We start from the raw sequence: 12894 nt of genomic DNA, 5'->3' as shown, positions 1-12894 counted from the left end.
ATCGAGCTTCGGACATGCGCGGCTATCTGCCTGAAAAGCGGCGGATAGTCATGCCCGACCCTTCAAAAGACCGACTACTCAGCAGGCTCAGCCCCCGGAGGAATGCGGGTCGCAGGCACCGCCGCACCGCTAGGCTTGCCCGGGAAAGGCACATCTGGCCCGTCTGTTGCGGGTCCATGCGGCTTGGTGTCGTCACCCGGCTTATAGGTCAGCATGCGCTCACGCAGCCAAGGCCCTACGCGCCGCTCAAACCCATCCGCCAGACTGAAGCCCGCTGGTACAATCACCAGAGTCAGCAGCGTCGACAGGATCAGACCGCCAATAACCACGATACCCATCGGTTGACGCCATGCGCCATCGCCGGTCAGCGAGATCGCAGTTGGAATCATACCCGCCGTCATCGCAACGGTGGTCATCACAATCGGCTGTGCACGCTTGTGCCCCGCCTCCATAATCGCTTCGAGTTTGGCAGTCCCGCGTTCCATTTCCTCAATCGCGAAATCGATCAGCAGGATCGAGTTCTTGGAAACGATGCCGAGCAGCAACAAGATGCCGATATAGACGGGCATACTTTGCGCCATGCCAACCAGCCACACCAGCAGGATGCCTCCGAGCGGCGCGAGCGCCAGCGACGTCATGTTGACCAGCGGGCTCATCAAACGCTTGTAGAGCAGGACGAGGCAGGCAAACACGAGCATCACACCAGCAATGATGGCGATGATCAGGTTCTGGATCAGCTCTTGCTGCCACTCATCTTCACCAACAACATCGCGGATCACACCAGTCGGCAGTTCCTGCAGGATCGGCAGCGCGTCCACTTGTTGCTGCGCCTCGCCTTTCAAAACATTGGAAGCCAAGTCAGCACCCACCAGCACACGGCGATTCTGGTTGTAGCGCTGGATCGCGGTCGGGCCGGAGCCAAACGTGATATCCGCAACCTGGCTGAGCGGTACAGTCCCTCCGGAGGCAGTCTGCACCGGCAGGTTCTCGATCGTGGTCATGCTCGTCCGCGCTTCTTCAGACAGCTTCACCCTGATTGGGATTTGCCGGTCCGAAAGCGAGAAGCGCGCGGCGTTCTGTTCAATCTCGCCGAGCGTCGCAATCCGGATTGTTTGCGACAGAGCGATAGTCGAAATGCCCAGTTCGGCCGCGATTTCCTCACGCGGGGTGATGATGATCTCAGGCCGGTTGAGATCGGCGCTGATGCGAGGGGCGACAAGACTGTCGAGCCCCTTCATCTGCTCGACCAGTTCAGCAGCTGTTTCGTCCAGCACCTTAGGGTCTGAACCAGCGAGCATAACTGTCAGGTCGCGCCCGGAGCCGAAACCACCCGATTGCGAACGGAAACGAACCCGAGCATCGGCAATATTGGCCAATTGCGGTGCAATTTCACGTTCAAATTCGATTGATGTGCGTTCGCGATCCTCGGAAAGCCTGATGAAGATTGTCGAGTTGCCTATGCGAATGCGCTGCAGCATCTGCTCCACTTCGGGCTGCTCTTCAAGCAGGGCGTAAACCCTGTCGGAGACCACCTTCGTCCCGGCGAGCGTTGTGCCTGGAACCATCTCGATCTCGATGGTCGAGTTCTCATCATCAATAGTCGGTTGGAACTGAGGTGGTATCTGACCGAACAGCAAAATCGTGATGAGAAACGAGAACCAACCAACCCCAAGCATCCAGATACGGTGATCGTAGAAACGGGCAGCCATGTATTTGACGCTCGATCCGAACCTGCCGCCCAGTCGGGAAAGCAGCTCAATCGCTTTGAAAGCGATCCAACCGACCACAAAGGCCATCAAGCAAACGAATAGCAGGAGGACGATGTCGAACGTCTTCGATACGAGGAAAAAGAGGGTACTGTTTGGATCACCGGACACGGCCTCTGCTACGTTCTTTGGAATATCGAATTCCGCCAGAGCACCTGAGATTGCGAACATTGAATACGCAGTCAGACCAAGCAGCACCAGAACCGTAATCAATAGTGAAAAGACGTATCCCGCGCGGAAACGCGGGCCTTCCAGCCCTGCACGGCGATCACGCATCTTGCCGCGGTTGAGTGTCCAGCCGAGCACCGAAATGTAGCGGTCCATCATCGGGCCTTCGCCGTGGGTCGCGTGACCCTTGGCCGAGAGGAAATATGCCGCCATCAGCGGCGTGATCATACGTGCCACTGCCAGCGACATAAGCACCGCGACCACAACCGTGAGGCCAAAGTTTTGGAAGAATTGCCCGGAAATACCCGGCATCAAACCAACCGGCAGGAACACCGCAACGATACAGAAACTGGTCGCGACCACAGGCAGACCGATCTCGTCGGCGGCATCAATACTGGCTTGATAGGCGGTTTTGCCCATCCTCATATGCCGGACGATATTCTCGATCTCCACGATCGCATCATCGACCAACACCCCGGCCACCAAGCCCAAGGCCAGAAGCGACAGGAAGTTCAGATTGAACCCGAGCAGGTCCATAAAGAAGAATGTCGGGATCGCTGAAAGCGGAATAGCAACGGCGCTGATAAAAGTTGCGCGCCAATCGCGCAGGAACAGGAACACAACCACAACCGCCAGAACCGCGCCTTCGATAAGGGCCCAAATCGAACTCTTATATTGGCCATCAGTGTAGGTGGTGCTGGTGAACATCTTGATGAAGCGAACGCCTTCGGTTTCAGCTTCGATCTTGTCCATCTCTTCAAGCGCGGCTTCGTAAACGGTGAGGTCGGATGCACCGCGAGCGCGATTCATAAAGAAGTTCACGACTTCGCGGTCGCCGACTTCGCTAACCGAATTTCGCTCGGCAAATCCGTCGCGGACATTCGCAACATCGGCCAGACGAACCGTGCGGCCACCGCCGAGCTGAATTTGTCGCTGCGACAGTTCAAATGCAGTGTCATTATTGCCGAGGACACGCAGCGATTGACGCGTGCCGCCAACTTCTGCGAGGCCGCCCGCCGCATTGACGTTTGACGAGCGGAGAACCGAGTTGATCTGTGACGCAGTAACGCCCAGCGCCTGCATTTTGGCCGGGTCCAAGATGACTTCGATCTCGCGATTGACACCGCCAAAACGACCAACCTCTGCCATGCCTTCGATTTTCAGCAGACGCTTCGAAACCGTATCGTCCACGAACCAGCTCAGCTGCTCGATTGTCATATCATCGGCTTCTACCGCGATGTAGCCGATAGGATCGCCAGCAACGTCTACCTTTGAGACCCGCGGCTCCAAAATGCCGTCCGGCAAACTTCCGCGAATACCTGAAATGGCCGTTTCAACTTCATTGACCGCTTCGATAATCTCGGTGCCGATTTCAAACTCGACAAAGGTCTGCGAATTGCCCTCGCGCGCTGTCGATTGAAGAGAATTCACACCATTGATCGACCGCAGGGCGCTTTCGACGCGCTGAGTGATCTGGTTTTCGATTTCGGTCGGCGCTGCGCCCGGCTGTGAAATGTTCACAATGACCGCGGGAAACTCGACGTCCGGGTTGTTCGTAACATCCATCCGCATGAAGCTGACGATGCCGGCGAACAGCAGAGCCGTGAACATCACGAGCGGGATCACCGGGTTGCGGATCGACCAGGCGGATAGATTTCTGAAGTTCATGTCTGGCCTGCCTGGTTGTTGAGCAGCCGCGTTGAGGGGCGGCGGTTAATCAGAGTTACGTTCGGCTTTGTCTTCGGATGCGTGGGTTGGTGCTGCGCTTGCTATCTGCCCGCCTTCGCGGCGTGGTTTGACCGTCTCGCCCGGATTCAAGAACCCGCCCGCTCGCAGAACGACTTGTTCTGTGCCGGAAAGCCCTTCGGTAATGGCTAGGCCATCAGGCGTGACCATTCCGGTCGTCACCGAACGGCGCGTTGCGGTGTTGTCTTCACCGACGACATAGACAAAGCTTCCCTCATCATCCGCCAAGACGGCGCTTTCTGGCAGCACGGTTGCAGTCATCGTTCCGCTTTGAATGCGCGCCGTGGCAAAACCGCCAGGGCGCAATTCAGGGGCATAAGACAATGCGATCCGCGCCGTACCTTGGCGGCTTTGCGGGTCAATAACGGGCGAAAGCTGCCAGACCTGCCCTTTGAAACTCTTATCTGTGCCCGTCGGCACAACTTCGGCCAATACACCTTGCGAAAGGCTGGCGAGCTGGGTTTCACCCACTTGCGCGAGCATTTCCATCTCCCCGCCGCGTGCGATGAGGAACAATGCCGGGGTTCCGCCGCTTACCGTCTGACCTGGCTCGACATTGCGTTCAAGCACATAACCAGATGCGGGGGCGACCACACTCAAACGGGCATTGCGCGCTCGGAGTTCTGAAAGCTGCGCCTGAGCCACCTTCACACGGGCATTTGCAGCGTCACGCGTCGCCGTAAGCCGGTCAACATCGGCTTTGGAGACGAATCCGCGCTCGACGAGCTGCAAAGCGCGATCAAGGTTCGACTGCGCCAGCTGAGCATCGGCTTTCGCCACTTCAATCTGCGCAGCCTGTGCAGCAGCTTGCTGGTTCTGGACCGAGCGATCGATAACCGCGAGCACCTGACCACGGCCGACCCAGTCACCTGCATCAACCGGAACAGAAAGCACCCGGCCACCTTCGCCCACAATACCAACCGGCATTTCGCGGCGAGCCGCGATCGTGCCCGGCACTTCAACGATACCATCAATAGTGGTCTGGCCCGGTGCAATCACAGTTACAACCGGCGCCTGTTCATTGTCGTCACCCGCAGCGACAGGGGTGCCGCCAGCAAATGCAAAATATGCTGCAATCGCAAGCAACAAGCCAAATACAACTAGGGCTCCAATCAGCATAGCACGCTTGCCACCTGACATTCGGTCATGGCGCGCGGAAGCGGCGTCTGCCGGAATGCTCTCCGCTGCTTCGGCTGTGATTGTCGTTTCGTAGTTCATTTCGGTTGGCCTCTTGCAGGGCTGAATATTGCGCCGGCCCACATGCGGATCCGATGGAGCTCAAGTGTATTACCGATATAACTCACCAAGCGCAATAGGTCTTAGGCCTGCCCTCAAAATGGCGCAATGCGGGGTTCGACTGACGACTTTGAGCCTAGACGAAGGGCGAGCGCCTTTTGGCACCCCCGAAGACATAAAAAGGGCGGCGGGGAACATACCCCGCCGCCCATTCTATTGTGAGATTGCGCGAAAAAACGCGCTAATCATCTAATTCAGCGAACGCGTCCACGCTGGATCAAGTTGACCACACCGAGCAGCACAATCGCGCCAACAACAGCAACGATCAGGCCGGTGATCGAAAATTCCTGAACACTTCCGGCAATGCCGAACTGATTGGCGATAAGGTTACCAACGATCGAGCCGACACAACCAACGACAATGTTCCAGAAAATGCCCATCGAGGCATCACGGTTCATCACCAGACTAGCCAGCCAGCCTGCAACGCCCCCAACGATTAATGCGATAATCCAACCCATATTCCAGCCTCCTGTTATATTTTCAATGATTTACGCCTGTATAATGCAGAAAGCGCAAGTCTGTTCCCACTCTTTGCGGGACAATACGGAGGTTTGTCCAGATTCAATCCGCCCAAACAGAAAACGGGGCCGGTCCGTTAGGACCAGCCCCGCTTCAGAATTTCCGCAAGAATCAGTACTTCAGCTGGCGCTCATAGAGATCGCGATAGTGCTGAATACGGGTCACCCGGAGGCCTTGCATGCCCGAACGATCAACCGCGCGCTGCCACGAAGCAAACTCTTCAAGAGTAAGGCCATAGCGCTCCAGCACTTCATCAATGGTCAGCAAGCCGCCATTCACCGCAGCGACCACTTCGGCCTTGCGGCGCACGACCCAGCGCTTCGTCTTAGGCGAAGGCAGGTCCTTGATCGTAAGCGGCTCGCCGAGCGGGCCGATCACTTGTGCGGGGCGGATGTCTTGGTTTTCAATCATCTATAGTCTCTCGCGTCGCTTTGTGCTGCGTCGTCTGCTTGTTCAAACCTTATGCAACTCGAAGCTTTGCTGCGCTCTAAAGCATCAGGGTTAATAACCTGTTCGTCATGCTCTAGAGCTTGGAAATAGCTCGCGGCGGCATCGCCAAAGCTGAAAGCGGCCTCTTCGATATTGAAGCGCGAATCGCGCCTCATAAGCAGGCGAAGATCACGCGCCGCGGACAAACGAGCGGTCAGTTCATTCCACTCAAGAGCCCGCAAAGCACCACCATTGCCGCCAAGACCACGCGCCACGTCGACATTGCCGATCAGCAAATCGTCGCCGCGCGAATCAACAGAATCACTGCTGTTCTTAGAGCGGGAAACAGGGATGACTTTTTCAAACATGCCCTCGTCTCTAAAGGACGAACGTCAAAAACTTGTAAAACCCGCATTTACTTCGCCTTAGGAAACTCACGAGGTCAAAGTTCGCTCGGCAAAGGGTGGCGCAAAGGCGTGTTGCCCCTTATATGCGCGCCAGTTCCATGACCTCGACCACCGCCTCTAAAGCCAGCAAGACCTTCGGGCTTGATACAGCCGCTCTCTTCGATCTGCCCCGCCCTGCGGCGGAATGCCGGATCGTCGTTGCCATGAGCGGAGGGGTCGATTCGTCTGTTGTTGCCGCGCTGGCGGCTGACACTGGGGCGGAAGTGATCGGCATTACTCTCCAGCTTTATGACTATGGCGCGGCAACGGGGCGCAAAGGCGCATGCTGCGCTGGTGACGATATCGCTGATGCGCGGGCCGTTTCAGACCGGCTTGGCATTGCCCATTATGTGTTCGACCATGAAAGCGCTTTCCGCGAAGACGTTGTGGAACAGTTTGCTGATGAATATCTTGCTGGCCGAACGCCCGTTCCCTGTATTCGGTGCAACATGGGGCCGAAATTTACAGACCTCTTCCGCATGGCGCGTGAGCTGGGTGCGGATTGCCTTGCGACCGGCCACTATGTCCGCCGTGTAGAAAATGAAGGTGGACCGCATCTTTACCGCGCAAACGATGCGACCCGGGATCAGTCGTATTTCCTCTATGCGACCACGCAGGAACAGCTCGACTACATCCGTTTCCCTCTAGGCGGTCTGCCAAAAACACAGGTCCGTGAGCTCGCCGAAGCAGCGGGACTGCGCAATGCGGCAAAGCCTGACAGTCAGGACATCTGCTTCGTTCCCGATGGCAATTACGCCAAGATCGTCAAAAAGATGCGGCCGGAGGGCGGCATTCCTGGCAACATCGTCCACGCAATATCAGGCGATGTGCTTGGTGAGCACAAAGGCATTGTCCACTACACAGTTGGCCAGCGCAAAGGGCTTGATATCGGCGGACAGCCTGAGCCCCTCTATGTGATCGCGCTAGATGCGAAGACTCGCGAAGTCCGCGTCGGGCCGAAACGCCTGCTTGCTGTGGAATCCGCCGAAGTTATCGAAACCAATTGCATTGGCGACCTGCCCAGCGGACCTTTAACAGCGAAGGTGCGCAGCCTGGCAAAGCCTGTGCCGATTACGCTGGATGGGCCGCTCGGCGACAATGCATCCACGCGCATTCGCTTTGCGACACCGGAGTTTGGAGTCGCCCCCGGTCAGGCCGCTGTAATCTACTCAGGTGAGCGTGTTGTCGGCGGCGGCTGGATCGACTCCACACACTCGGTTGCACAGAGCGAAGCTGCCGCCTAAAGCGCGTGCGCCCAGTGCGAGCGTTTTCGCATCAATAGTCTCCTCTCTCGATCAGGATTCAGCCTGCTATGTACGATCTCAACGGCAAACGGATTTACGTCGCCGGTCACCGCGGCATGGTGGGCGGGGCGATTGTTCGCCAGTTGGAGACCCGCGGAGTCGAAGTTCTGACAGCGCCGCGATCGGTTGATCTGCGAGAACAAGCTGCGGTGCGCGATTGGTTCGCCGCCAACCGGCCCGATGCAGTGGTGATGGCCGCAGCGAAGGTCGGCGGCATTCTTGCGAATGACAGCTTCCCGGCTGAATTCCTCTATGACAATCTGATGATCGAAGCCAATGTGATCGAGGCTGCGCATCGCAGTGAAACCGGGAAAATGCTCTTTCTCGGATCATCGTGCATCTATCCGAAACTTGCCCCGCAACCAATCCCCGAAGACGCGCTGCTCACCGGCCCGCTTGAGCCGACCAATGAATGGTACGCGATTGCCAAAATCACTGGGATCAAGCTGTGCGAAGCTTACCGTAAACAATACGGATCTGACTTTATCAGCGCGATGCCGACCAACCTTTATGGTCCGGGCGACAATTTCGATCTGCAATCAAGCCATGTTCTGCCCGCTTTGATCCGCAAAGCGCATGAGGCGAAATTGGCGGGTGCAGACAGCATCATGATCTGGGGCACCGGCACGCCGCGCCGCGAATTCCTGCATGTCGATGATCTGGCCGCTGGCTGTATCTTCCTGCTGGAGAATTACTCGGACGCGGGCCATGTCAACTTGGGCTCGGGCACTGACCTCACGATCAATGAACTGGTCGAGACGGTTTGCAAGGTGGTTGGCTTTACGGGCTCCATTGAACGGGACACAACGAAGCCAGACGGAACCCCGCGCAAATTGATGGATGGCTCCAAGATCGCTAAGATGGGGTGGAAGCCGAAAATCGGCCTCGAAGAAGGCATTGCCAGCGCTTATCGCTGGTTCCTCGACAACGTCGCCGAAAAGTAGGGATCAACCTTCCCACTTCTCCAACACGCAGCCATACCCTTCGCGGAAAGTGGCTGTGTTGCTGGTGACGAGCGGGAATCGCGCAGTCACGCTCTTTGCTTCAACATCATCGGACAAAGTGACAAGCTCCATTCCGCCCAGCTTGTCCTTTTCGCAATCTTCCATCGTCCGTCCCGCCACAAAGCGGCACGAACACGCAACACGTGCTGCGTATGACGTGCCGACATCAGCGTAGCCGCCAATAGGCGCTCGATAGGCGTATAGGGCAGCAGCGATTGCCGCAGCGATGATCAATAGAAGCCATAGCGCAATACGGGACGAAGAACGGGGGGTCGATGATTTAGCCATTGCCTTGGCGTTATCGTTAGGGAATTGAGAGCGCAATGACTGATCGCAAAGCCTTGCTCCGTTTCGCTGCTCCGCTCTCCTTGGCCGCCGTTCTCGGCGCATGCGGAGGGACAGCTGAGCCCGTGCCCGCGCCACTGAGTGATGAGGCAATGGCCGTCGTCACGGATAAAGCGGGTGCCCCCAAAGATCAGCTCGCGCGACAAATCGATGATCTCTTTACAAAGGAAGGTCTCGGCGAAACTCGTGCCATCGTGTTGATAGCGGATGGCGAACTGGCAGCCGAACGATATTCTGACGGCTATGATGCAGAGACCCGGATGATCAGCTGGTCGATGGCAAAGACGATCACAGCGGTTTTGGTCGGGATGCTTGTGGCCGATGGTAAGCTGAATGTCGATGAGCCTGCGCCGATTGCCATGTGGCAGCGGCCCGGTGATCCGCGCGCAGAAATTACGCTGCGCCAACTGCTACAGATGAGCAGCGGGCTGCGGCACACGGAAGCTGGCGATCCACCCTACGAATCATCCGAAGTTCGGATGCTCTTCCTCGACGGGCGCGATGATATGGCGCGCTGGGCCAAAGAGCAGCCGCTGGAAGCAGAACCCGGCGAGAATTTCGAATATTCGTCCAACACGACTGTCATTCTCGCCGACATCGCGGCGAGCGCACTTACATCAAGCGATGATGCCGAAACACGCCGAAGCGCGGTCGACGATTACCTCAAAGAGCGGCTGTTCGAGCCACTTGGCATGTCATCAATGGTCGCTGAATACGATGCCTCGGGCACGCTCATCGGTGGCAGCCTGATGCACGCAACCGCGCGCGATTGGGCAAAGTTTGGCGAGTTCATGCGCAATCAGGGCCGGTCGCCCGATGGTGAGCAATTGGTGCCAAGCCGCTGGGTCAGCGCAATGACAGAGCCAAGCCCGACAGCCCCGCAATACGGCTTTCAAACGTGGTTGAACCGACCACTTGGCGCCAATGGCGCAGAATTCGGCCATCCACTGTTCCCCGAGCGTGCGCCTGCGAGCCTGTTTTCGCTCATCGGGCATATGGGGCAATATGTACTGGTTTCGCCGGAGCAAGGCGTCACTCTGGTCCGGCTAGGCCATTCGACATCTGTCGAGCGTCCTGCAATGTTGCAGGAAGCCGCCGACATCATTGCGCTTTATCCGGCGAGGTGAAACTGCCCCTCGACCACGGTAACGCATGGTCCGCCCAGCCAGACACGATCGCCATCCAGCCGGCAGATTAAATCGCCGCCGCGTTCCGATGCCTGATGCGCGGTGAATTGGTTTCGGCCGAGTCGCTCGACCCAGAACGGTGTGAGCGCGGCGTGCGCTGAACCAGTGACGCTGTCTTCGTCCACTCCGGCACCTGGCACAAAAATCCGGCTTACGATGTCGCTGTTCTTGCCCGGTGCGGTGCAGTCAAACTGATCCGTGCCCAGTTTAGCCAGAGATTTGAGATCGGGAGATAGAGCCCGCACCTCCTCTTCGCTTTCGAACAGGAAGATATTGTAGCCAATTTGCTCCCCGCCGGACCTGTAAATCGCAACGGGGTTCCCACCGATGTAAGATGCCGCTTCGGCGTGATCCTCCGGGTGCGTGGGAATAGCAGGCAAACCGACTTCATAACCTTTGGGTGTCTTGCGCACTTCCAATATGCCGGATTTGCGGGTGCGGAACCGAATCTGGTCGCCGCCGTCACGGGTAAGCAAGATATGTCCTGCCGCCAGAGTCGCATGGCCGCATAGCGCAATTTCATAGGTCGGCGTGCACCAGCGCAATTCCCAATCGGCTTCACCCGATTGATCCGGGACAACGAAGGCAGTTTCGGCGAACATGTTTTCGCCGCCGATCTTCACCAGCACGTCATCGGGAAGCCATTCGTCCAACACCATCACTGCCGCCTGATTTCCGCCGAAAGGGACATCGGAGAAAGCATCAACATGCCAGTAAGGAATCGTTTGAGTCATCAATTCGGCCTTTACGGATAAAGCAGTGTGTCGGACCAAGAGAGTGCATCACCAGCACCCTCAAGTGTGAAAAGGCGCCGGTCATGAAGGCGGTTGTCGCGGTCAATCCAAAACTCGATCCGCTGAGGATTGAGCGTGAAGCCGGTCCAATGCTTCGGACGCGGCACTTGGCCAGACGCTTCGTGCTCGGCCCACAATGCCTTTACCCGGTCCAGATAGTCCTGCCGGCTCTCTAGCGGGCGGGATTGATCGCTCGCGGCTGAGCCAACCTGACTCTTGTAGGGGCGCGAGTGGAAATACGCATCCGCTCGCTGCGGCGTTACCTCGACCAACGGCCCATCGATACGGATCTGACGGCGGAGGCTCTTCCAGTGAAATAGGAGGCTCGCCTGCAAGTTTGCGCGAATTTCACCGCCCTTGCGGCTCTCTGCGTTGGTGAAGAACGTAAATCCGCCTTCTTCGGCGCCATGCCCTTTAAGCAGGACCATCCGCACTGATGGCGCACCATCCGGTGTCGCAGTCGCCAGCGCCATCGCGTTGGGATCGTTCGGCTCGCTATCACTGGCCGCAGCAAACCAATCGTCGAACAGTACAAAGGGATCGGCGCCTGCTGGGATCACGCTATCGGCCAACTGCGCAGAATCGAGACCGGAATTGTCATTCATCGGGAAAGTGGCCTTTCAAACCAGTTCAATATCATGCTTCGTTATGGTGGAAGTAATCCCTCACCCGGAAGGTACAACCGAAAGCTCTGATTGGCTGCACGTTTCTTCAAATCCGCTTCCACGCTTGCACCCGCGCACTGTCTCACCTAGCTAACACGGTATGAAAGACCCTTACGGCACACTTGGCGTCGCGCGCACCGCTTCTGAAAAAGAGATCAAGAGTGCGTACCGCAATCTGGCCAAGCAGTTCCATCCGGATAAGAACAAAGACAATCCGAAGGCTGCCGAGAAATTCTCGGACGCGACAGCAGCCTATGATTTGTTGTCTGACAAAAACAAACGCTCTCAGTTTGATCGGGGCGAAATCGACGCTGACGGCAACCCGCTCAATCCGTTTGGCGGGATGGGTGGCGGTTTCGGTCGCGGTGGCAGCCCGGGCGGCGGCTATCGTGATCCCGGCGGTTTCACGCCAGACGACATGGATTTGGGCGATTTGTTCGAAGGGTTGTTCGGCGGCGGGAAAGCCCGCAACGCGGGAGCCGGGCGCCGGGGATTCGGTCAACGCCCGCCACCACCTCCAAAGAAACGCGGCGCAGATATTCAATACCGCTTGGCTGTGCCATTCGTGGATGCGGCGTCAGGCAAGGATCAACGCATCACACTGGCCGATGGCAAGACGATCAACCTGAAACTGCCGGGCGGTGTCGAAGACGGCACTCAGATGCGCCTCAAGGGTAAAGGCCATCAAGGGCCGGGCGGCAATGGTGATGGCATCGTCATAGTAGAGGTTGGGACGCACCCGTTTTTCCGCCGCGATGGCGATCACATCCGGATGGATTTGCCGCTAACACTGGATGAAGCTTTGCGCGGAGCCAAGGTCAAATGCCCTACGGTCGATGGCCCTGTGATGCTGACAATCAAGCCCGGAACAAATGGCGGGACTGTGATGCGGTTGGCGGGCAAGGGTTGGACCCGAAGCGCCAGCAAAACAACAGCAGGCAAAGCGGCGCGAGGCGATCAATTGGTCACACTCGAGATACAGCTCCCCGAAGACATTGACGCACTTCAAAAGCAGCTGGGTGACTGGGCAGACCCATCCAAGCCGCGCGAGAAATTCGGCCTTTAGGGTCGATCGAGCTGCGCCGCATGGTCAAACAGACCGATCTCCCGCCTCCATCTGATCGTACGGTCACCTCGCTATCGCCGGAGGCGCGGCGCCACAGAATGCGGGTGAGCGCACCGCAATCACTTACTTCCGGACCGATCGCGGAAAGACGCTTGCCTG

General features: G+C 57.5%; 12 protein-coding genes. 4 read left to right on the top strand and 8 right to left on the bottom strand.

Features of this window, described 5'->3' with window-relative positions:
• Nucleotides 1–74 precede the first annotated feature (74 nt).
• The 5 genes from MWU39_RS14270 to MWU39_RS14250 form a co-directional block, all read right to left on the bottom strand.
• Entirely contained in the window at nt 75–3602 is a 3528-nt protein-coding gene (locus tag MWU39_RS14270; RefSeq protein WP_247160999.1) for an efflux RND transporter permease subunit, read from the bottom strand.
• A 45-nt stretch (nt 3603–3647) separates the two neighbouring features.
• Entirely contained in the window at nt 3648–4898 is a 1251-nt protein-coding gene (locus MWU39_RS14265) for an efflux RND transporter periplasmic adaptor subunit (protein WP_247160998.1), read from the bottom strand.
• A gap of 272 nt (nt 4899–5170) precedes the next feature.
• Entirely contained in the window at nt 5171–5434 is a 264-nt protein-coding gene (locus tag MWU39_RS14260; RefSeq protein WP_247160996.1) for a GlsB/YeaQ/YmgE family stress response membrane protein, read from the bottom strand.
• A 172-nt stretch (nt 5435–5606) separates the two neighbouring features.
• Nucleotides 5607–5906, bottom strand: coding sequence for a DUF1153 domain-containing protein (locus MWU39_RS14255; RefSeq protein WP_142787698.1), 300 nt, complete (start codon nt 5904–5906; stop codon nt 5607–5609).
• A complete protein-coding gene (locus MWU39_RS14250) occupies nt 5903–6292 on the bottom strand; it encodes a hypothetical protein (protein WP_247160995.1) in 390 nt (129 codons plus the stop codon). Before MWU39_RS14250 ends, MWU39_RS14255 begins: the two co-directional genes overlap by 4 nt.
• A 137-nt stretch (nt 6293–6429) precedes the next feature.
• Between MWU39_RS14250 and mnmA the strand changes: the two genes are divergently transcribed.
• Nucleotides 6430–7614 (top strand): tRNA 2-thiouridine(34) synthase MnmA, encoded by a 1185-nt coding sequence (gene mnmA, locus MWU39_RS14245; RefSeq protein WP_247160994.1) that lies wholly within the window; start codon nt 6430–6432, stop codon nt 7612–7614.
• A gap of 68 nt (nt 7615–7682) precedes the next feature.
• Complete coding sequence (locus MWU39_RS14240; protein ID WP_247160992.1) at nt 7683–8618, top strand: GDP-L-fucose synthase; 936 nt, start codon at nt 7683–7685, stop codon at nt 8616–8618.
• 3 nt (nt 8619–8621) lie between these two features.
• On the opposite strand, the gene MWU39_RS14235 is transcribed toward MWU39_RS14240, so the two are convergent.
• Entirely contained in the window at nt 8622–8966 is a 345-nt protein-coding gene (locus MWU39_RS14235; protein ID WP_247160991.1) for a hypothetical protein, read from the bottom strand.
• Between the two features lie 35 nt (nt 8967–9001).
• On the opposite strand from MWU39_RS14235, the gene MWU39_RS14230 reads away from it, so the two are divergent.
• Nucleotides 9002–10150 carry a serine hydrolase gene (locus tag MWU39_RS14230; RefSeq protein WP_247160989.1) on the top strand — a complete coding sequence of 383 codons (1149 nt, stop codon included), beginning with the start codon at nt 9002–9004 and terminating at the stop codon, nt 10148–10150.
• Here MWU39_RS14230 and MWU39_RS14225 read toward each other — a convergent pair.
• A complete protein-coding gene (locus MWU39_RS14225; RefSeq protein ID WP_247160988.1) occupies nt 10135–10944 on the bottom strand; it encodes a PhzF family phenazine biosynthesis protein in 810 nt (269 codons plus the stop codon). The two genes, MWU39_RS14230 and MWU39_RS14225, sit on opposite strands and share 16 nt — an antisense overlap.
• A gap of 11 nt (nt 10945–10955) precedes the next feature.
• A complete protein-coding gene (gene pdxH, locus MWU39_RS14220; protein WP_247160986.1) occupies nt 10956–11609 on the bottom strand; it encodes a pyridoxamine 5'-phosphate oxidase in 654 nt (217 codons plus the stop codon).
• Nucleotides 11610–11769: 160 nt separating this feature from the next.
• Between pdxH and MWU39_RS14215 the strand changes: the two genes are divergently transcribed.
• Complete coding sequence (locus MWU39_RS14215) at nt 11770–12735, top strand: DnaJ C-terminal domain-containing protein (RefSeq protein WP_247160985.1); 966 nt, start codon at nt 11770–11772, stop codon at nt 12733–12735.
• Nucleotides 12736–12894 lie beyond the last annotated feature (159 nt).

This window comes from Erythrobacter sp. F6033 (genome assembly GCF_023016005.1).
Lineage (GTDB): Bacteria > Pseudomonadota > Alphaproteobacteria > Sphingomonadales > Sphingomonadaceae > Erythrobacter.
This window is presented reverse-complemented; position numbering and strand designations above follow the sequence as displayed.